The 18,383-nt window shown below is 62.0% G+C and carries 23 protein-coding genes; 1 reads left to right on the forward strand and 22 read right to left on the reverse strand.

The window, feature by feature from the left end:
* Positions 1 to 53 precede the first annotated feature (53 nt).
* The 6 genes from P3T20_RS35300 to P3T20_RS35325 all read right to left on the reverse strand — a co-directional run bounded on the left by P3T20_RS35300 (position 54) and on the right by P3T20_RS35325 (position 5,134).
* Positions 54 to 587: a ClpXP protease specificity-enhancing factor gene (locus P3T20_RS35300; protein WP_429289354.1), complete on the reverse strand. Its 534-nt coding sequence runs from the start codon at positions 585 to 587 to the stop codon at positions 54 to 56.
* A gap of 98 nt (positions 588 to 685) precedes the next feature.
* The gene (locus P3T20_RS35305; RefSeq protein ID WP_006052302.1) at positions 686 to 1,297 is read right to left on the reverse strand and encodes a glutathione S-transferase N-terminal domain-containing protein; all 612 of its coding nucleotides are present in this window, start codon (positions 1,295 to 1,297) and stop codon (positions 686 to 688) included.
* A 94-nt stretch (positions 1,298 to 1,391) separates the two neighbouring features.
* Positions 1,392 to 2,156, reverse strand: coding sequence for a cytochrome c1 (locus tag P3T20_RS35310; RefSeq protein WP_429289355.1), 765 nt, complete (start codon positions 2,154 to 2,156; stop codon positions 1,392 to 1,394).
* Between the two features lie 23 nt (positions 2,157 to 2,179).
* A complete protein-coding gene (locus tag P3T20_RS35315) occupies positions 2,180 to 3,559 on the reverse strand; it encodes a cytochrome b (RefSeq protein WP_074262631.1) in 1,380 nt (459 codons plus the stop codon).
* Entirely contained in the window at positions 3,560 to 4,180 is a 621-nt protein-coding gene (petA, locus tag P3T20_RS35320; RefSeq protein ID WP_074262632.1) for a ubiquinol-cytochrome c reductase iron-sulfur subunit, read from the reverse strand.
* Between the two features lie 207 nt (positions 4,181 to 4,387).
* Entirely contained in the window at positions 4,388 to 5,134 is a 747-nt protein-coding gene (locus tag P3T20_RS35325; RefSeq protein WP_074262633.1) for a Nif3-like dinuclear metal center hexameric protein, read from the reverse strand.
* 19 nt (positions 5,135 to 5,153) lie between these two features.
* Here P3T20_RS35325 and P3T20_RS35330 point away from each other — a divergent pair, with 19 nt between their 5' ends.
* Positions 5,154 to 6,371 (forward strand): Do family serine endopeptidase, encoded by a 1,218-nt coding sequence (locus P3T20_RS35330; RefSeq protein WP_429289356.1) that lies wholly within the window; start codon positions 5,154 to 5,156, stop codon positions 6,369 to 6,371.
* Between the two features lie 193 nt (positions 6,372 to 6,564).
* Here the strand turns inward: P3T20_RS35330 and tatC are convergent, their stop codons facing one another.
* From tatC to P3T20_RS35410, 16 genes are all read right to left on the reverse strand, one after another.
* Entirely contained in the window at positions 6,565 to 7,347 is a 783-nt protein-coding gene (gene tatC, locus P3T20_RS35335; RefSeq protein ID WP_074262635.1) for a twin-arginine translocase subunit TatC, read from the reverse strand.
* A gap of 34 nt (positions 7,348 to 7,381) precedes the next feature.
* Positions 7,382 to 7,912, reverse strand: coding sequence for a Sec-independent protein translocase protein TatB (gene tatB, locus P3T20_RS35340; RefSeq protein WP_429289357.1), 531 nt, complete (start codon positions 7,910 to 7,912; stop codon positions 7,382 to 7,384).
* A gap of 38 nt (positions 7,913 to 7,950) precedes the next feature.
* Positions 7,951 to 8,184, reverse strand: coding sequence for a Sec-independent protein translocase subunit TatA (tatA, locus tag P3T20_RS35345; RefSeq protein WP_074262637.1), 234 nt, complete (start codon positions 8,182 to 8,184; stop codon positions 7,951 to 7,953).
* 286 nt (positions 8,185 to 8,470) lie between these two features.
* Positions 8,471 to 8,836, reverse strand: coding sequence for a histidine triad nucleotide-binding protein (locus P3T20_RS35350; protein ID WP_074262638.1), 366 nt, complete (start codon positions 8,834 to 8,836; stop codon positions 8,471 to 8,473).
* Between the two features lie 43 nt (positions 8,837 to 8,879).
* A complete protein-coding gene (locus P3T20_RS35355) occupies positions 8,880 to 9,275 on the reverse strand; it encodes a DUF4870 family protein (RefSeq protein ID WP_429289358.1) in 396 nt (131 codons plus the stop codon).
* 67 nt (positions 9,276 to 9,342) lie between these two features.
* Positions 9,343 to 9,717, reverse strand: a complete 375-nt coding sequence (locus P3T20_RS35360; protein ID WP_074262640.1) for a phosphoribosyl-ATP diphosphatase — start codon at positions 9,715 to 9,717, stop codon at positions 9,343 to 9,345.
* Positions 9,714 to 10,124 carry a phosphoribosyl-AMP cyclohydrolase gene (hisI, locus tag P3T20_RS35365; protein ID WP_171991746.1) on the reverse strand — a complete coding sequence of 137 codons (411 nt, stop codon included), beginning with the start codon at positions 10,122 to 10,124 and terminating at the stop codon, positions 9,714 to 9,716. Before hisI ends, P3T20_RS35360 begins: the two co-directional genes overlap by 4 nt.
* Before the next feature lies 1 nt (position 10,125).
* A complete protein-coding gene (gene hisF / locus P3T20_RS35370; protein ID WP_074262641.1) occupies positions 10,126 to 10,899 on the reverse strand; it encodes an imidazole glycerol phosphate synthase subunit HisF in 774 nt (257 codons plus the stop codon).
* Between the two features lie 121 nt (positions 10,900 to 11,020).
* Positions 11,021 to 11,773, reverse strand: coding sequence for a 1-(5-phosphoribosyl)-5-[(5-phosphoribosylamino)methylideneamino]imidazole-4-carboxamide isomerase (gene hisA, locus P3T20_RS35375; protein ID WP_074262642.1), 753 nt, complete (start codon positions 11,771 to 11,773; stop codon positions 11,021 to 11,023).
* A gap of 208 nt (positions 11,774 to 11,981) precedes the next feature.
* The gene (gene hisH / locus P3T20_RS35380) at positions 11,982 to 12,623 is read right to left on the reverse strand and encodes an imidazole glycerol phosphate synthase subunit HisH (RefSeq protein ID WP_074262643.1); all 642 of its coding nucleotides are present in this window, start codon (positions 12,621 to 12,623) and stop codon (positions 11,982 to 11,984) included.
* A 169-nt stretch (positions 12,624 to 12,792) separates the two neighbouring features.
* Positions 12,793 to 13,380, reverse strand: a complete 588-nt coding sequence (gene hisB / locus P3T20_RS35385; RefSeq protein WP_074262644.1) for an imidazoleglycerol-phosphate dehydratase HisB — start codon at positions 13,378 to 13,380, stop codon at positions 12,793 to 12,795.
* Positions 13,381 to 13,475: 95 nt separating this feature from the next.
* Positions 13,476 to 14,546 (reverse strand): histidinol-phosphate transaminase, encoded by a 1,071-nt coding sequence (hisC, locus tag P3T20_RS35390; RefSeq protein ID WP_429289359.1) that lies wholly within the window; start codon positions 14,544 to 14,546, stop codon positions 13,476 to 13,478.
* Between the two features lie 121 nt (positions 14,547 to 14,667).
* Positions 14,668 to 15,990, reverse strand: a complete 1,323-nt coding sequence (gene hisD, locus P3T20_RS35395) for a histidinol dehydrogenase (RefSeq protein WP_429289360.1) — start codon at positions 15,988 to 15,990, stop codon at positions 14,668 to 14,670.
* A gap of 77 nt (positions 15,991 to 16,067) precedes the next feature.
* On the reverse strand, positions 16,068 to 16,766 hold the full coding sequence (hisG, locus tag P3T20_RS35400; protein ID WP_429289361.1) for an ATP phosphoribosyltransferase: 699 nt from the start codon (positions 16,764 to 16,766) through the stop codon (positions 16,068 to 16,070).
* Positions 16,763 to 18,025: a UDP-N-acetylglucosamine 1-carboxyvinyltransferase gene (murA, locus tag P3T20_RS35405; protein ID WP_429289362.1), complete on the reverse strand. Its 1,263-nt coding sequence runs from the start codon at positions 18,023 to 18,025 to the stop codon at positions 16,763 to 16,765. Before murA ends, hisG begins: the two co-directional genes overlap by 4 nt.
* 111 nt (positions 18,026 to 18,136) lie before the next feature.
* Entirely contained in the window at positions 18,137 to 18,376 is a 240-nt protein-coding gene (locus tag P3T20_RS35410) for a BolA family protein (RefSeq protein ID WP_074262648.1), read from the reverse strand.
* Between the last annotated feature and the right edge of the window lie 7 nt (positions 18,377 to 18,383).

Below are 18,383 nucleotides of genomic sequence, written 5' to 3' on the forward strand. Positions count from 1 at the left end.
TATCCAGCATGACCGGCTTGCTGGATACGCCCACGGCGGTAATTCATTTCACTTCACTTGACGACCTTCAGGTGACCGCGACCGCCGCCCTTCGATCCATCGTCATCGGGACGCGGCGTGTCGTCATCGTCGGTCTCTTCGGCCTTCGCCTGCGGTGCCGGTTCGGACTCGACCGCCCGAGGGCCTCGTGCGCTGCTATCTGCCGCTTTCCCCGGCGACTCCAGCTCTTCCGTTTCATCAGCATCAGCGCCGGAATCCGTCGCCTCGCCACCCGCCGAATCGACCGGGAACGCCATTCCCTGGCCATTCTCACGCGCGTAGATCGCCAGCACATTGGCAACCGGCACTTCGATCTTGTGCGACTTGCCTGAAAAGCGCGCGCTGAACTCGACCCACTCGTTGCCCATCTGTAACTGGCTGGTGGCCTCGAAACTGATGTTCAACACGATTTCGTTGTCCCGCACGAACTGGCGAGGCACCCGCGTCTGATTGTCGACCCGTACCGCGATGTGGGGCGTATAGCCGTTATCCGTGCACCACTCGTATAGCGCACGCAGCAGGTAAGGCTTCGTGGAAATCTCTTGCATCAACAGTCCTCTTACTGGGCAAGGCGCCGCGCCCGGATCGCATTGGCGCTAAATCACCATGACGATCCGCACGCGGCGCCCTCACCCTCAAGCCAAACTCAACGACGCATCACCTTTTCCGACGGCGTCAGCGCTTCGATATAGGCCGGACGGCTGAAGATCCGTTCCGCGTACTTCATCAGCGGCGCGGCGTTCTTCGACAGTTCGATGCCGTAGTGATCCAGACGCCACAGGAGCGGCGCGATCGCCACGTCGAGCATCGAGAATTCTTCGCCCAGCATGTACTTGTTCTTCAGGAAGATCGGCGCGAGCTGCGTCAGTCGATCGCGGATCGCAAGACGTGCTTTCTCGTGATTCTTCTCGGCAGCCTTGCCCTTCTCGTTTTCGAGCGTGCCGACGTGCACGAACAGTTCCTTCTCGAAGTTGAGCAGGAACAGGCGCGCGCGGGCGCGTTGCACCGGGTCGGCCGGCATCAGTTGCGGATGCGGGAAGCGTTCGTCGATGTACTCGTTGATGATGTTCGATTCGTACAGAATCAGGTCCCGTTCGACGAGGATCGGCACTTGACCATACGGATTCATCACAGCGATGTCTTCCGGTTTGTTAAACAGGTCGACGTCGCGGATCTCGAAGTCCATGCCTTTCTCAAACAACACCAGCCGGCAGCGCTGGGAGAATGGGCAAGTTGTGCCGGAATACAGAACCATCATGTTTACGTTTCCTCAAAAAGCTGAAGGGCCAGCACGCGGAAAAACCGTCCAACGGGTTTTTCCTTGCACTGGCCCCACGCCAGTTATGGCGTGATTATTTGATATCTTTCCAGTACGCAGCGTTCAATCGCCATGCGAAAAAGCTCAGGACGCCGAGGAACAGCAGCACCCACACACCGAGCCGGTGGCGGGTTTGCTGCGTCGGTTCGGACATCCAGGACAGGTACGACACGAGGTCGGCCACATCCGAATCATAATCTACCGCCGATAACGTACCCGGCGTGACCTGCTGGTAGCCGACGAATTTATGGACTGTTTCCCCGCTCCTTTCGTCGACGACATCGTCGAACTTCGCCGTGCGTTGCCCTTGAAGCTGCCACAACACGTTGGGCATGCTCACGTTTTCATACACCAGATTGTTCCAGCCGGTTGGCCGCGTATCGTCGCGATAAAAACTGCGCAGATACGTATATAGCCAGTCCCGGCCCCGCGCCCGCGCCTCCACCGACAAATCGGGCGGTGCCGTGCCGAACCACGATTTCGCGTCGTCAGGCTTCATTGCCACGGACATCGTGTTACCGATCTTATCGGTGGTGAAAAGCAGGTTTGTCTGAATTTCCTGCGGTGAAATGCCCAAACTGGTCAATGCGCTGTAGCGCACCAGATTCGCGCTGTGGCAATTCAGGCAGTAGTTTACAAACAATTTGGCGCCATGCTGCAAAGAAGCAAAATTCTCCGCGTTATCGGGCGCGCGGTCGAGCGGGAATTCGTCCGCGTAAGCCGGCGCCGTCAGCAGCGCGAGCGCAAGTGTCAGCGATGCGGCCCCGATCGCCGCAAACCTCGAAAGCATTTTTCTCATCTTCGTGTCTCCTTGGCCTGCGATTAGTGAGGCTTGAACCGCACCCGTTCAGGTGGCTGCTTGAAGGTTCCAAGCCGCGTCCAGAACGGCATGCCAAGGAAAAACGCGAAATAGACCAGCGCGCAGATCTGCGCGATCAGGGTCGCGGCGGGCGACGGCGGTTTGGTTCCGAGGAACGCCAACGTCAGAAACACCAGCACGAAGATCCCGTAAAACACCTTATGGAAGAACGGCCGGTAGCGGATCGACTTCACCGGCGAGCGGTCGAGCCACGGCAGGAAGAACAGCGAAATCACCGCGCCGCCCATTACCACCACGCCCCAGAACTTCGACTGGGTGAAGTACATGGCCAGAATCACCAGCACAGCCAGCACCGGCAGCCCCACCTTCCATTTGCCGCGGGCCCGCACGAGCGCGAACAGCCCGAGCAGCGCGATCACGATCATCAGAACGATCTTGAACGGATCCGTGGTGGCGCGCAGCATCGCATAGAACGCCGTGAAGTACCACACCGGCGCGATCTCAGGCGGCGTCTGCAGCGGGTTGGCCGGGACGAAGTTGTTCGACTCGAGGAAGTAGCCGCCCATCTCCGGCGCGAAGAAAATGATCGCCGCGAAGATCAGCAGGAACACGGTAACGCCCATGAAGTCGTGCACGGAGTAGTACGGATGGAACGGGATGCCGTCGAGCGGAATGCCATTCGCGTCCTTCTTCGCCTTGATCTCCACGCCGTCCGGGTTGTTCGAGCCCACTTCGTGCAGCGCCACCAGGTGGGCGACCACCAGGCCGATCAGCACCAGCGGAATCGCGATCACGTGAAACGCGAAGAAGCGGTTCAGCGTAACGTCCGAGACGACGTAGTCGCCGCGAATCCACAACGACAGATCCGGCCCGATAAACGGAATCGCCGAGAACAGGTTCACGATCACCTGCGCGCCCCAGAACGACATCTGGCCCCACGGCAGCAGGTAGCCGAAAAATGCCTCGGCCATCAGGCACAGGAAGATCGCGCAGCCGAAGATCCACACGAGTTCGCGCGGCTTGCGGTACGAGCCGTACATCAGCCCGCGGAACATGTGCAGATAAACCACGACGAAGAACATCGAGGCGCCCGTCGAATGCATGTAGCGGATCAGCCAGCCCCACGGCACCTCGCGCATGATGTACTCGACCGACGCGAACGCGAGCGTCGAGTCGGGCTTGTAGTTCATGGTGAGGAAAATGCCGGTGACGATCTGATTGACCAGCACCAGCAGCGCCAGTGAGCCGAAGAAATACCAGAAGTTGAAATTCTTCGGCGCGTAGTACTCGGAGACGTGTTTCTTCCACGTCGCCGTCATCGGAAAGCGGCGGTCGATCCAGCCGACCAGCCCGGTCGTCTCCACTTCGTGATCGATCGCCATTTACGCTTCTCCTTTCTCGTCCTTGCCGATCACGAGCTGGGTAGCCGACGTGAACATGTAGGGCGGGATGTCCAGGTTCTGCGGTGCAGGTTTGTTCTTGAAGACGCGGCCGGCCAGGTCATAGGTCGAGCCGTGGCAAGGGCACAGGAAGCCGCCCGGCCAGTCGTCAGGAAGATTCGGCTGTGCGCCTTCCTGGAAACGTGGCGTCGGCGTGCAGCCCAGGTGGGTGCACACGGCGACCGTCACTAACAGGTTCTTGTGATCGGGCCGCGAACGGAATTCGTTGTTGCAGTACTCCGGCAACGGCATCGAGAAGGGATGTTCGGTATGGGGATCGGCGACTTCGTTATCGGCTTTCTGGACGTCGGCGAGCATCCGGTCGGTGCGGTTCAGGATCCAGACGGGCTTGCCGCGCCAGGCGACGGTCATCATCTCGCCGGGCTTCAGATTGCTAATGTCGGCCTCGACCGGCGCGCCGGCGGCCTTGGCTTTTTCAGATGGTGCAAACGAACCAACAAAGGGTACAACAGTGGCAACACCTCCTATGCCACCTGCTACGGTCGTCGCTATCAGCCAGGTACGCCGGCCGCCATCGACGAGCTCATCTTCTTTGTCTCGCATCACACGCCCCACTTCTGAGTTGGATTTTTCCTTCACGTCTCTTCTACCGACGCTAGTTTGCTCGAATGGAGTCGCCATTTACAAGGCCCGAATGCCAAAAACCGTGCGAAGTCTTTGATATCCAAGGGTTTCCCCGGACTAATAACAAACTTTTTTGTTGCCCGTTTTAAGTGGACCCTGTGTATTTCGTGCTTTTTAGTTCAGTAATCAGACTGGATTAGGGATATCGATAAACAGGTGTTCGATATCGAAGGATTCCGCCAGATGCGAACCAAGTGCCTGAACGCCGAAACGTTCGGTGGCATGATGGCCCGCCGCCAGAAAAGCCACACCGCTTTCCGCCGCGGTATGCATACAGGGTTCGGAGACTTCACCGGTCAGATAGACGTCGGCGCCGGCCTCGATCGCGGCGTCGAAGTAGCCTTGCGCCGCTCCGGTACACCAGGCGACGCGCCGCAGTTCGACGTCCGGGTCGCCGAACACGAGCGGTGTGCGGCCGAGCGTCTCCTCGACCTCCGCGGTAAAGTGCGCGAGCGTGACCGGCATAGGCAGCGTGGTCATCCAGCCGAGGTCGTTCTCGCCGAAGCGCGACTCGCCGATCCAGCCCATCTTCGCACCGAGCTGCGCGTTGTTGCCGAACTCGGGATGATCGTCGAGCGGCAGATGGTAAGCGAACAGGTTCAGGTCATTGGCCAGCAGCAGCTTCAGGCGTCCATATTTGCGGCCGGTGATCTGCGGCGGCTCATTGCGCCAGAAGTAGCCGTGATGGACGAGCACAGCGTCCGCGCCCCAGTCGAGCGCCGCTTCCAGAAAGGCCAGCGAAGCGGTCACGCCGGTCGCGATCCTGTTGACCCGGCGACGCCCTTCCACCTGCAGACCATTCGGGCAGTAGTCCTTGAAGCGCGCGGTTTCAAGGACTTTGTTCAGATACAATTCAAGTTCGATCCGATCCATATAATCCTCTAATCTTCAGATGCTTAGACGCTTTTGGCTGTTCTTTGCCCAAGCGGTGACCGTGCTGTTGGCGTTGATGTTCATCATCGCCACCCTCAAACCGCAATGGCTGCAGCGACAAGGGCAATTCGGCAAGCAACTTTCCGAGCCGATCGTCGCACTGCGGGAAGTGGCGCCTGGCATCGGTAGCAGCGGTCCCGCGCAAGCTTCTTATGCCGACGCCGCGCAGAAGGCATCCCCCGCGGTCGTCAACGTGTTCTCCAGCAAGGACGGGTCTTTGCCGCCCGATCCCCGGGCGAAAGATCCGCTGTTTCGCTATTTCTTCGGCAACAAGAACAACGGCAAGCAGCAGGAACAGCCCGCAGCCAATCTCGGCTCGGGTGTCATAGTGAGTTCGGAAGGTTACATTCTAACGAACCAGCACGTCGTCGACGGTGCGGATCAGATCGAAATCGCGCTCGCCGACGGCCGCACGACCACCGCCAAGGTGATCGGCGTCGATCCGGAGACGGACCTGGCGGTGCTCAAGGTGAGCCTGACCAACCTGCCCACCATCACGCTCGGCCGCATGGACCAAACACGCGTGGGCGATGTGGTGCTGGCCATCGGCAATCCGTTTGGCGTGGGTCAGACGGTGACCATGGGGATTGTCAGCGCCCTTGGCCGCAATCACCTCGGCATCAATACCTTCGAAAACTTCATCCAGACCGATGCGGCGATCAACCCCGGCAACTCTGGCGGCGCACTGGTGGACGTCAACGGCAATCTGCTGGGCATCAATACGGCGATTTACTCGCGCTCGGGCGGCTCGCTGGGGATCGGCTTTGCGATTCCCGTGTCGACCGCGCGCAGCGTGCTGGAGAGCATCATCACGACTGGCTCGGTCACGCGGGGCTGGATCGGCGTGGAGCCGCAGGACGTGACGCCCGAGATTGCTGAATCGTTCGGGCTCGAGCAGAAGTCCGGGGCGATTGTGGCCGGCGTGCTGAAGAACGGGCCGGCGGACCGCGCCGGCATCAAGCCGGGCGACATTCTGGTGAGCGTGGACGGCCAGGACATCACCGACACGACCCGTCTGCTGAACCTGATCGCGCAGATCAAGCCGGGGTCGAACGCGAAGATCCATCTGGTGCGCAAGAACCACGAAATGGATGTCGATGTGATGATCGGCAAGCGGCCTCCGCCGCCCAAGCAGCCCGTCGACGACGGCGACGATCAGAACGACGACGGCGGTTGAGCGAAAGGAAAGCGCAGGGCCATCATTGGCCCTGCGCAAAACAAAGAAGGCAGTCCGATTAGCGGCTGCCCTCTTTGCATCTGCAAACTGTCGTCATCTGCTGCGGCTGCGGCTGCGGCTGCGGCTGCGGCTGCGGCTGCGCGACATGCTGGCGCCGCATTGGAAGCCGTCCAGAACGCTCACTCTGACACGTTCAGCCCGACGCCTGCCCCTCTTCGTCGGGCACCTCGACCTGCTTGCCGACAATCAGCCGCGCCGCGATGATGCCCACCTCGTACAGGATGATCAAAGGCAACGCGAGAATAAGCTGCGAGAACACGTCAGGCGGCGTGACGACGGCGGAGACGATGAACGCCCCGACGATCACATACGGACGGATCTGACGCAGCTTCTTGACCGTCAGAAGGCCCATTCGGACCAGCAGCACCACGACGATCGGAACCTCGAAGGTCACCCCGAATGCAATGAACATGGTCAACACGAAACTCAGATAGTTGTCGATGTCCGTGTTCATTGCCGCACCGAGCGGCGCGTTATAGTGCGCCATCACGCGGAAGATGGTCGGAAACACCACGAAGTACGCGAACGCCATGCCGCACAGAAACAGGATGTAGCTGCTGCCCACCAGCGGCACGACCAGTTTCTTTTCATGCTGATAGAGCCCCGGCGCCACGAACGCCCAGATCTGATATAGCACGACCGGCAGCGCAATGACGAGTGCAACCATCATGGTCACCTTCATCGGCACGAAGAAGGAGCCCGTGACGTCGGTGACGATCAGTTTGCCGTCCTTCGGCAAATTCACCATCAAAGGCCGTGCGAGCAGCCTGAAGATGTCCGGCGCCCAGTAGACAAGCCCAATAAATACCACGATGACGGCAATGCCGGCGCGGATGATGCGATCGCGCAGTTCAACGAGGTGAGAAATGAAGGTCTCTTCAGTGCCTTCGGTTTGATTTAGCTGGGGGTCGCTCACGCCGGCCCTCGGTAGGAGATTATCGCCAGAGTCATCAGAAGAAACGCGTCGGGCGGCGCAGGCTCACCGGTGTGTGACGCGCCACGCGCGCCGCGCCCGACTGCACGCGCGTGCGGCGGGTGGTGGCGCGCTTGTACCAGGTGGGCATTGCCGTCTGCTTGACGCGCCAGTTCTTGCGCTTTGGCGCTGCGGCCGGCGTGCTATGCCAGGAGGTGGAGACGGACGAATTACCCGCCGCGCTTTCGAGCGAGCCGCCGGCAATGCTTGGGCTCACCGATGAGCCTGAACCCCACGCGTCGTTCAGTTCGGATTCGTGCTTGCGCATCGTGTCGTGAACCTTGGTTTCCACATTGCTCGCCGCGGTCTCGAACTCGGTCTTCATGCGCCGTAATTCGTCGAGTTCGATTTCACGCTTGACTTCGGCCTTCACGTCATTGATATAACGTTGTGCGCGGCCGAACAGCGCCCCCGCGGTGCGGGCGACGCGCGGCAGCCGCTCCGGCCCGAGTACGACCAGTGCGACGACGCCGATCAGCGCCATCTTGGTTAGACCGAGGTCCAGCATGGAGGGTGGTTCCCGTCAGTGCGCGATTGGGCCGCGGCTTAGCGGTAATCGCTCGAACGCGGCGTCTTTTCTTTTGCGTCGACGTCGACCGTTTCGCGCGGCAATTCGCGCTGCGCCGGGTCGCCCGGTGTCTCCGCTTCTTTCATGCCTTCCTTGAAGCCCTTCACAGCGCCACCCAGATCGGTGCCGATATTGCGCAGCTTCTTCGTGCCGAACACCAGTGCAACGATCAGCAGAACAATCAGCCAGTGCCAAATACTAAACGAACCCATGACTTCTCTCCTTAACCCCGACTTCGCCGGCATCGCGTTTGCGCGCGGCGGCCCTGTGCGCCTTACGGCCCGAATCGAGACGCGTACGCCTCATCTATACGTTGCCGCCGCTGCTTCAGATTCCCCCAGCGGCACTGGGCATGATTGTCTACGGCGAATCACGACGCCCTCATTACATTGCAGCAGAAAACGTTCGCCCAATCGTGCGACATGATGCACCAGCCAGGGCGCCAGCGGAACCCGGCCGGATGGCCACGTTCATGGAGCAATGGCTGCGGCGCTTACCTCACCCCATGCGTTGCCAGGGACGCGGCCCCGCGAGGATATGCGCGTGCAGGTGGTACACCTCCTGCCCGCCGCCCGGCCCGGTATTGATTACCGTGCGAAAGCCGGTTTCGCCGCCCGTATAGGCCACGCCGAGCTGCTGCGCCAGACGCGCCACCAATATAAGCATTCTACCAAGCAGCGGTGCATCGCTTTCGGTGCAGTTCGAGAGCGTTTCGATGTGCTTGCGCGGAATCACCAGCACGTGGGTCTCGGCGGCGGGGCGAATGTCGCGAAAAGCGACGAATTCTTCGTCCTCGTGGACTTTGGTGGACGGAATCTCGCCCGCGGCGATCTTGCAGAAAAGGCAGTTTGAATCGTGGCTCATGGATGTCCTGAGGCGCAAACAGACGGGGCGGCCGGACCGAAGGTCAGAACCACGCCCGCGGATTCACTAGCGGCTTGTTATCGTACAGATACAGCCAGCCCTTGATGATACGGTACAACATCCAGATCCCGACAGCCCACAGGATAGGAATTCCGATCACGACGAAAAACAGCAGGCCACCGATCAGATAGCCGAGCATGCACCACCAGAAGGTGCGCATTTGCCACTGAAAGTGCGCTTCGTAGGGCGTGCCGATCGCGTCGGGCCGCTTGACGTAATTGATGATGATGGCGATCAGCACCGAGATGCCGCCGGTCAGCCAGTAGACCGCATACAGCGCATAGAGCACGTGCGTCAGCGTGCGGGCGCTGCGCTCGCGTTCGGATTCGAGGGCATTGCGGTACGTGGGCGGCGGATATCCGCCTTGCGACTGTTCCATGCTTGCGTCCTCCTTCCTGTTACCGGGTTGACGTTCAGTTGACGTGAGGTTGGCGTCCGGCGGCCTTTCAGTCGCCGTTCTGCTCGCGGTCGCGGCTCTTGCGCAACGCTTTCTCTTCGATGCCCGACATGCCTTCGCGGCGCTCGAGTTCGGCGAGCACATCCGCCGGGCTCAGATCGAAATGCGACAGCATCACCAGACAATGGAACCACAGGTCGGCCACTTCGCCGACCAGCGCGGTCGGCGCGCCCCCCTGGCGCACGTCCTTGGCGGCAAGCACGACCTCGGTCGCTTCTTCGCCGATCTTCTTCAAAACCGCGTCGTCGCCCTTGTGAAACAGGCGCGACACATACGAGACGTCCGGATCGCCGCCCTTGCGGCTGTCGATGACCGCCGCGAGGCGCAGCAGTGTATCGTTCGTCGATTGCGAGTTTTGCGTCATTTGTAGATGTGTTCGGGGTCTTTCAGGACGGGTTCAACCGCGACCCAATCGCCGTCGTCGACCGTCCCTTCGAATTTCTGGAAAAAGCACGAGTGGCGGCCGGTGTGGCAGGCAATGCCGGACACCTGTTCTACCTTCAGCAGCACGACGTCTTCATCGCAATCGAGCCGCACTTCGTGCACATGCTGCACGTGACCGGACTCTTCGCCCTTGAACCACAGGCGCTGGCGCGAGCGCGAGAAGTACACCGCGCGACCGGTCTCGACCGTCTTGGCGAGCGCCTCGCGGTTCATCCATGCAAACATCAGCACGTCGTTGCTCGAGGCTTCCTGGGCGATCACCGGCACGAGGCCGTTCGCGTCCCACTTCACCTTGTCGAGCCAATCCACAGCCGTAGGATTCACCACGTCACAACCTCACCGAAATGCCCTGACCGGCCATGAAGCGCTTGGCTTCGCCGACCGTGTGTTCGCCGTAGTGGAAGATGCTGGCGGCCAGCACGGCGTCCGCGTGACCGTCCTTGATGCCGTCGGCCAGATGCTGCAGCGAGCCGACGCCGCCCGAGGCAATCACCGGAATCGGCACGGCGTCCGACACGGCACGCGTGAGCGCCAGATCGAAGCCGCTCTTGGTGCCGTCACGGTCCATGCTGGTGAGCAGGATTTCGCCGGCGCCAAGTTCGGCCATCTTGCGCGCCCATTCAACCGCTTCCAGCCCGGTCGCCTTGCGTCCACCGTGCGTGAAGACTTCCCAGCGCGGCGCTTCGCCTTCGGCGGAGACGCGCTTGGCGTCGATCGCCACCACGATGCATTGCGAGCCGTATTTGTCGGTCGCATCGCGCACCAGCTGCGGATTCGCCACCGCCGACGAGTTCATGCTGATCTTGTCCGCGCCCGCGTTGAGCAGGCGCCGCACGTCTTCGACGGCGCGCACGCCGCCGCCGACCGTCAGCGGAATGAACACCTGCGAGGCGACCGCTTCGATGATCGGCAGGATCAGGTCGCGCTGGTCCGAAGTGGCGGTGATGTCGAGGAAGGTGAGTTCGTCGGCGCCCTGCTCGTCGTAGCGACGGGCAATTTCGACCGGGTCACCCGCATCGCGCAGTTCGACGAAGTTGACGCCCTTGACCACGCGGCCAGCCGTGACGTCCAGACAGGGGATGATGCGTTTAGCTAGAGCCATGATCGTGCAAATTCTTGCCAATACCGCTGATGAGGCCGCTCCGAGGCGAGCGGCGCAATGCCGGCGCGCGTTGCCGCGCAGGGCCCACTAACCCAGCGCTAGCAGACTCGCGGGCCGCCGCTTAGGCGTCGTCCGACTCGCGCAGCTTGTCGGCGAGGGTCTGTGCCGCCGTGAAATCGAGGTCGCCCGAATAGATGGCGCGTCCGCAGATCACGCCTTCGATGCCTTCGACTTCGACTTCGCACAGCGCTTCGATGTCGGCGAGATTCGACAGGCCGCCGCTCGCGATCACCGGAATCTTCACCGCGCGCGCCAGACGCACCGTCGCGTCGATGTTGATGCCCTGGAGCATGCCGTCCCGGCCGATATCGGTATAGATGATCGACTCGCAGCCGTAGTCCTCGAACTTGCGCGCGAGATCGGCGACTTCGTGACCGGTCAGCTTGCTCCAGCCGTCGGTAGCGACCTTGCCGTCTTTCGCGTCAAGACCCACGATGATATGGCCGCCGAACGCCGTGCAGGCATCCTGCAGGAAGCCGGGATTCTTCACCGCCGCCGTGCCGATGATCACATAAGAGAGACCGTCGTCCAGATAGCGCTCGATCGTGTTCAGGTCGCGGATCCCGCCGCCCAGCTGGACGGGAATCTCACCACCGACTTCCTCGATGATCGCGCGGATCGCGTCTTCGTTCTTCGGCTTACCGGCGAACGCTCCGTTGAGGTCGACGAGATGCAGGCGCCGGGCGCCGCGGTCGACCCAATGTCGGGCCATAGCCGCCGGTTCCTCGGAAAAAATCGTCGCCTGGTCCATGTCGCCCTGTTTAAGGCGTACACACTGACCATCTTTCAGGTCGATGGCGGGAATCAGCAGCATAGCAATCGGGTGTTGTCAGGGAAGAAGGTTTAAAGTCGGCCGGCGCCGGGCAGGCGGGATAAGCCCGCTCCGGTACCGTTTCGCTAGTTTAGTACAACTCTTTCAGTACCCCGGCGCATGTGTATCGGGCTCGGGAACGCGGTTTCGAACGCCGGGCCGGCATGGGACAAACCGCACCCGGCAAAACCGGCTATTAGACGGTAGGCGCTCACGGGTTCCAGTGCACGAAGTTTCGATACACACGCAGTCCCGCTTCGGCACTCTTCTCCGGGTGAAATTGCGTCGCGAAGATATTGTCCCGCGCCACTGCCGAGGTGAAGGGCACGCCGTACACGGTTTCGCCCGAGGTATGGGCCGCGTTGTCCGGCGCTACGTAGTAGCTGTGCACGAAGTAGAAGAAGCTGTTATCCGCAACCCCGTCCCACAGCGGATGCGGCACGGCCTGCCTGACCCGGTTCCAGCCCATCTGCGGCACCTTGAAGCGTGAACCGTCGTCCTGCAACTGGCCTTCCAGATCGAAGCGCAGCACCTTGCCGGGTAGCAGGCCGAGGCCACGGGTATCGCCCTCGGCGCTCCAGTCAAACAGCATCTGCTCGCCCACGCACACGCCCATCAACGGCTTGCTGCGCGACGCTTCAATCACCGCTTCCTGCAGACCCGATTCGCCGAGACAGCGCATGCAATCCGGCATTGCGCCCTGACCGGGAAGCACGACACGGTCAGCCGCGCGGATCGCTTCCGGCCGGTCGACGATCGCCACGTCCGCGTCCGGCGCAGCCTTCCTCAACGCCTGGGCGACCGAACGCAGGTTGCCCATTCCGTAATCCACAATCGCAATCGAAGTTTTCATTTCAAGTTAGACAGTAACGCCTCGCTTAACGGACGAGGTGAACGACTTGAGGATACCCGTCGCAAAGCGCAAGCCCGGTCCGCTTAGTCTGCGCCAGGAAACGCCTGGCCGCCTCAGGTTTTACGCTCTGAAAGGAGTCGCACGCGCAGCGGCAACAGATCTGGGATGCTTACAGGCTGCCCTTGGTCGACGGAATCTGCCCCGCCGCGCGGTCATCCAGTTCCACCGCCATGCGCAGGGCTCGTCCGAACGCCTTGAACACCGTCTCCATCTGGTGATGGGCGTTCAGGCCGCGCAGGTTGTCGATATGGAGCGTCACGCCAGCATGGTTCACAAAGCCACGGAAGAATTCGATGGACAGATCGACGTCGAACGTACCGATGCGCGCACGCGTAAACGGCACATGGAATTCGAGACCCGGCCGGCCGGAAAAATCGATCACGACACGCGACAGCGCTTCGTCGAGCGGCACGTAAGAATGACCGTAGCGACGAATGCCCTTCTTGTCGCCGACCGCCTTCGCGACTGCCTGCCCCAGCGTGATGCCGACGTCTTCGACCGTATGGTGGTCGTCGATATGCGTATCGCCATGCGCCTCGATGTCGAGATCGATCAATCCATGCCGCGCGATCTGGTCGAGCATGTGGTCAAGGAACGGCACACCGGTGGCGAGCTTCTGCTTGCCGGTGCCATCCAGATTGATCTTGATACGGATCTGCGTTTCGCTAGTGTCGCGAACGACTTCCGCCTGGCGCATGGTAATTCCTCGAATCTGACTATGAAAGAAAGGGAGTTGGGGGGAACGCCGAATGCCGCGCCCGCCATGCGGTGCGCGGCGTAACGGCACGCCGTTTAATGCAGCACGAGTTTCAGTGCGGCCAGCAGTTGCGCATTTTCCTCAGGGGAACCGACCGTCAGGCGTACGCAATTCGCCAGCAATGGATGCATTTTACTCACGTTTTTGATCAAAACCCGTGCAGTGAGCAGCGTGTCGAACATAACGGATGCATCAGGGACCCTCACCAGCAGGAAGTTGCCCGCGCTCGGGAAGACCTCCGCGCCCGGCAGTTCGGCCACGGCGTGCGCCAGTTTCGTGCGCTCCTCGCGCAGTTGCGCGGCCTGCGCATCGAGCACGTCGAGATGGTCGAGCAGGAAATCGGCGGTCGCCTGGGTCAGCACATTAACGTTGTAAGGAGGCCGCACTTTATCGAACTCGGTGAGCCAGGCCGCGCGTCCGACCAGATAGCCGAGGCGAATGCCAGCGAGGCCGAGCTTCGAAACCGTGCGCATCACGACTACGTTGTCGAACGTATCGGCGCGCGGCAGCCAGCTTTGCTGCGCGAACGGCTGATAGGCCTCGTCGATCACCACGAGGCTCTTGTCCGCGGCGGCGATGATGCGCTCCATGTCCGCGTCGTCGTACAGCGTGCCGGTCGGGTTGTTCGGATAGGCCAGATAGACGATGGCCGGTTGATGCTCCGCGATGGCCGCAAGCATTGCCTCAGTGTCGAGCGTGAAATCCGCCTTTAGCGGCACACCGACGAAGTCCAGATTCGCCAGCCTGGCCGACAGCTGATACATCACGAAGCCCGGCACCGGTGCGAGCACTTTCGCGCCCGGCTGCGCGCAGGCCATCGAGATCATGCTGATCAGTTCATCCGAGCCGTTGCCAAGCAGAACTTCGCAGTTTGCCGGCACGTCCATCACCCGCTTGATCTTGGCGAGCAGCGCCTCCGGGCGCGGCGCCGGATAGCGGTTCAGCGCGACGCCGGACAGACGCTCGCCGAGCTGGGCCGCGAGCGGCGCGGGCAAGGAGAACGGGTTCTCCATGGCGTCGAGCTTCACGAAGCCCGTGGCGTCCGGAACCGGATAGCTCGTCATTGCGAGCACGTCGCGGCGAATGATGTCTTGAGGTGTCGTCATGGATGGGCGGACCGGCCGACTCGGGGCAGGTCATACAAGGGCGGCGCAAGCGCCGCCCCGGTTGGTCAATGTTCTGTTAAGCAGCCGGCTGGATAAAGCCTGACTGTGATACCCGACGCGCTCAGCCGTTCTGCTTCATCCGGTACTCGGCGCTGCGGGCATGCGCGGGCAGTCCTTCACCATACGCCAGTTCAGCCGCGATCTCACCCAGGGTCTGCGCACCTTCCGCACTGACTTCGATCACGCTAGAGCGCTTGAAGAAATCATAGACGCCGAGCGGCGACGAGAACCGTGCGGTGCGCGACGTAGGCAGCACGTGATTCGGGCCCGCGCAGTAATCGCCGAGGCTTTCGCTCGTGTAGCGGCCAAGGAAGATCGCGCCGGCATGGCGGATCAGCTTGCCCCATTGATGCGGGTCGAGCGCGGAGATTTCGAGGTGTTCCGGTGCGATGTCGTTGGCGATCGCGCAGGCTTCGGCCATGTCGCGCACCTTGATTAGCGCGCCGCGTCCTTCCAGCGAAGCCTGGATCACGTCGCGGCGCGGCATGGTGGGCAGCAATTCATTGATCGCGTCGTGCACGCGGGCGATAAAGGCGTCGTCCGGACACAGCAGAATCGATTGCGCGAGCTCGTCGTGCTCGGCCTGCGAGAACAGGTCCATGGCGACCCAGCGCGGATCGGTGGTGCCGTCGCACAGCACCAGGATTTCGGACGGGCCAGCAATCATGTCGATGCCGACCGTGCCGAATACGCGACGCTTGGCCGAGGCCACATACGCGTTGCCCGGGCCGCAGATCTTGTCGACCGCGGGCACGGTGGCCGTGCCATAAGCGAGCGCGCCGACAGCCTGCGCACCACCGATGGTGAACACGCGGTCAACCCCGCCCAGCAGCGCCGCTGCCAGTACCAGCGGATTCTTCACGCCGTCCGGAGTCGGCACCACCATGACGATTTCGCGCACACCGGCCACCCGCGCCGGAATCGAGTTCATCAACACCGACGACGGATACGCCGCCTTGCCGCCCGGCACGTAGATGCCGGCGCGATCTAGCGGCGTGACCTTCTGACCCAGCACGGTGCCGTCCGACTCCGTGTATTGCCAGCTATGGCTGCCGCATTCTATCTTCTGCTTCTCGTGATACCCGCGCACGCGTCCGGCAGCGGCCTCGAGCGCAGCACGGCGGCGCGGGTCGAGCCCTTCCAGCGCGGCTTCGAGTTCCGACATCGGCAATTCGAACTCCGCCACGCTCGACGCCTTAAGACGGTCGAAGCGGTTGGTGTACTCGAGCACTGCGGCGTCGCCGCGCGCCTTCACGTCGGCCAGAATCTGCACGACCGATTGTTCGATCGCTTCATCCTCGCTCGCCTCGAACGCGAGCACCGCGTGCAGCGCCTTCTGGAATTCAGGAGCGCTGGAGTCGAGTTTGCGAATCTTGATAGACATGCTGGTATCCGTTTCGGTAAGGCGCGCCTTAGGCCCTTCGAGGCGCGTCAGGCAGAATCAGGCATCGGCAGGCGTCGTCAGGCCGGCGCATCGGCGCGCCGCGACGCGCGTTCGAACGCGTCGAGGAACGGCCGCAGCGCGGCGCGCTTGAGCTTGAGCGCCGCCTGGTTCACGACGAGGCGCGACGAGATCTGCATGATCTCTTCCACCTCGACAAGATTGTTTGCGCGCAAGGTGCCGCCCGAGCTGACCAGGTCGACGATCGCATCGGCGAGGCCCACCAGCGGCGCGAGTTCCATCGAGCCGTACAGCTTGATCAGGTCGACGTGCACACCCTTCGCCGCGAAATGCTGGCGCGCAGTTTCCACATACTTGGTCGCCACCCGCAGACGCGCACCCTGGCGCACCGCGTTCTCGTAATCGAAGCCCGCCGCCACGGCCACTGACATCCGGCAACGCGCGATGTCGAGGTCAATGGGCTGATACAGGCCGCTGCCGCCATGCTCGAGCAGCACGTCTTTACCCGCCACACCGAAGTCGGCCGCGCCGTATTCCACGTAAGTGGGGACGTCCGTGGCGCGCACAATGATCACGCGCAGGTTGGCGTCCGTGGTCGGCAGAATCAGCTTGCGCGAGGTTTCCGGATCTTCGGCCACCTGCACGCCGGCCGCTGCCAGCAGCGGCAACGTCTCTTCGAAGATACGCCCTTTCGACAGCGCAAGCGTCAGCGGCGCGCTCACGGCCCGAGACGACGAGGTTTGCGGCGCCGAGCTCATGCCTCGCTCCCTGCAATACGGCGCACTTTCGCGCCGACTGCCGTCAGCTTCGACTCCATGCGGTCGTAGCCACGGTCGAGGTGATAGATGCGGTCGATCAGCGTCTCACCGTCGGCGCACAGGCCGGCGATCACGAGGCTTGCCGAAGCGCGCAGGTCTGTGGCCATGACCTTGGCGCCCGACAGTTTGTCGACGCCGTTCACGAGCGCAGTGTTGCCATCGATCGTGATGCTAGCGCCGAGGCGGTTCAACTCCTGCACGTGCATGAAGCGGTTTTCGAAGATCGTTTCGACCACTTGAGCGGTGCCGCTCGCGACCGTATTGAGCGCCATGAACTGCGCCTGCATGTCGGTCGGGAACGCCGGGTACTCGGAGGTACGCACGCCCACTGCGAGCGGGCGCTGGTCCATGCGCACGCGCATCCAGTCGTCGCCTTCTTCAATCGTCACGCCGGCTTCGCGCAGCTTTTCCGTCACGGCTTCGAGGATCAGCGGACGCACATGGCGCAGGATCACGTCGCCACCGGCCGCGGCCACCGCACACAGGAACGTACCGGCTTCGATACGGTCCGGAATCACCGTGTGCTTCGCGCCGTGCAGCTTGTTGACGCCCTGGATCACCAGACGGTCCGTGCCGATGCCGTCGATCTTCGCGCCCATCTCAACCAGCAGGTGCGCGAGGTCGCCCACTTCCGGCTCACGCGCGGCGTTCTCAATCACGGTCTCACCTTCAGCCAGCACCGCTGCCATCAGCAGATTCTCGGTGCCGGTGACGGTGATCATGTCGGTCACGATACGCGTGCCCTTCAGACGCTTCGCGCGAGCTTCGATAAAGCCATGCTCGATCGTGATCTCCGCACCCATCGCCTGCAGACCCTTGATATGCTGATCGACCGGCCGCGCGCCGATGGCGCAGCCGCCCGGCAGCGACACCTTCGCCTCGCCGAAGCGCGCAAGCAACGGTCCGAGCACGAGGATCGAAGCGCGCATGGTCTTCACCAGCTCATACGGCGCGACGAGGTTATCCACCTTCGAGGCGTCGAGCGACACGCGCCCCGCGTTCGCTTCGCTACGCACGCCCATCTGGTTGAGCAGCTTGAGCGTGGTGCGCACGTCCTGCAGGTCAGGCACGTTCTCGAGATGAACCGGCTCCGCGCTCAGCAGGCCGGCGCACAGGATCGGCAAGGCGGCGTTCTTCGCCCCCGACACGACGATCTCACCGGCCAGCCGCTGGCCGCCTTCAATGACGAGTTTGTCCATACCTGTCGTTTCCTGATCTTCCCGGCTTGCTACCGGGGCTGCTTTGCTTGCTGCGGCGGCGCCGCTGCCGGCCTCACGCCTGTCTTGTGTAATTCGCACTAACGTTCCAGATTACGCGTTTTGCCATTCGGCGGGCGTCAGCGTCTTCATGCTGAGCGCGTGGATTTCTTCGCGCATGCGGTCGCCGAGCGCCGCATACACGAGTTGATGGCGTTGGATCAGCCGCTTGCCTTCGAAGCTCGGAGATACGATGGTCGCAAAGAAATGCTGACCGTCGCCTTCCACTTCGAGATGCTCGCAGGCGAGTCCAACCGCGATGTATTGCTTGACCTGTTCGGGAGTCGGCAACATGGGGAAT

The sequence above is a fragment of the Paraburkholderia sp. GAS206C genome, assembly GCF_050435645.1.
Taxonomy (GTDB): domain Bacteria; phylum Pseudomonadota; class Gammaproteobacteria; order Burkholderiales; family Burkholderiaceae; genus Paraburkholderia; species Paraburkholderia phenazinium_B.

Coding starts and splice junctions, on each gene's coding strand:
- P3T20_RS35300 (WP_429289354.1), bottom strand. CDS start 587: ATGCAAGAGATTTCCACGAAGCCTTACCTGCTGCGTGCGCTATACGAG.
- P3T20_RS35305 (WP_006052302.1), bottom strand. CDS start 1,297: ATGATGGTTCTGTATTCCGGCACAACTTGCCCATTCTCCCAGCGCTGC.
- P3T20_RS35310 (WP_429289355.1), bottom strand. CDS start 2,156: ATGAGAAAAATGCTTTCGAGGTTTGCGGCGATCGGGGCCGCATCGCTG.
- P3T20_RS35315 (WP_074262631.1), bottom strand. CDS start 3,559: ATGGCGATCGATCACGAAGTGGAGACGACCGGGCTGGTCGGCTGGATC.
- petA (WP_074262632.1), bottom strand. CDS start 4,180: ATGCGAGACAAAGAAGATGAGCTCGTCGATGGCGGCCGGCGTACCTGG.
- P3T20_RS35325 (WP_074262633.1), bottom strand. CDS start 5,134: ATGGATCGGATCGAACTTGAATTGTATCTGAACAAAGTCCTTGAAACC.
- P3T20_RS35330 (WP_429289356.1), top strand. CDS start 5,154: ATGCTTAGACGCTTTTGGCTGTTCTTTGCCCAAGCGGTGACCGTGCTG.
- tatB (WP_429289357.1), bottom strand. CDS start 7,912: ATGCTGGACCTCGGTCTAACCAAGATGGCGCTGATCGGCGTCGTCGCA.
- tatA (WP_074262637.1), bottom strand. CDS start 8,184: ATGGGTTCGTTTAGTATTTGGCACTGGCTGATTGTTCTGCTGATCGTT.
- P3T20_RS35350 (WP_074262638.1), bottom strand. CDS start 8,836: ATGAGCCACGATTCAAACTGCCTTTTCTGCAAGATCGCCGCGGGCGAG.
- P3T20_RS35355 (WP_429289358.1), bottom strand. CDS start 9,275: ATGGAACAGTCGCAAGGCGGATATCCGCCGCCCACGTACCGCAATGCC.
- P3T20_RS35360 (WP_074262640.1), bottom strand. CDS start 9,717: ATGACGCAAAACTCGCAATCGACGAACGATACACTGCTGCGCCTCGCG.
- hisF (WP_074262641.1), bottom strand. CDS start 10,899: ATGGCTCTAGCTAAACGCATCATCCCCTGTCTGGACGTCACGGCTGGC.
- hisA (WP_074262642.1), bottom strand. CDS start 11,773: ATGCTGCTGATTCCCGCCATCGACCTGAAAGATGGTCAGTGTGTACGC.
- hisH (WP_074262643.1), bottom strand. CDS start 12,623: ATGAAAACTTCGATTGCGATTGTGGATTACGGAATGGGCAACCTGCGT.
- hisB (WP_074262644.1), bottom strand. CDS start 13,380: ATGCGCCAGGCGGAAGTCGTTCGCGACACTAGCGAAACGCAGATCCGT.
- hisC (WP_429289359.1), bottom strand. CDS start 14,546: ATGACGACACCTCAAGACATCATTCGCCGCGACGTGCTCGCAATGACG.
- hisD (WP_429289360.1), bottom strand. CDS start 15,990: ATGTCTATCAAGATTCGCAAACTCGACTCCAGCGCTCCTGAATTCCAG.
- hisG (WP_429289361.1), bottom strand. CDS start 16,766: ATGAGCTCGGCGCCGCAAACCTCGTCGTCTCGGGCCGTGAGCGCGCCG.
- murA (WP_429289362.1), bottom strand. CDS start 18,025: ATGGACAAACTCGTCATTGAAGGCGGCCAGCGGCTGGCCGGTGAGATC.
- P3T20_RS35410 (WP_074262648.1), bottom strand. CDS start 18,376: ATGTTGCCGACTCCCGAACAGGTCAAGCAATACATCGCGGTTGGACTC.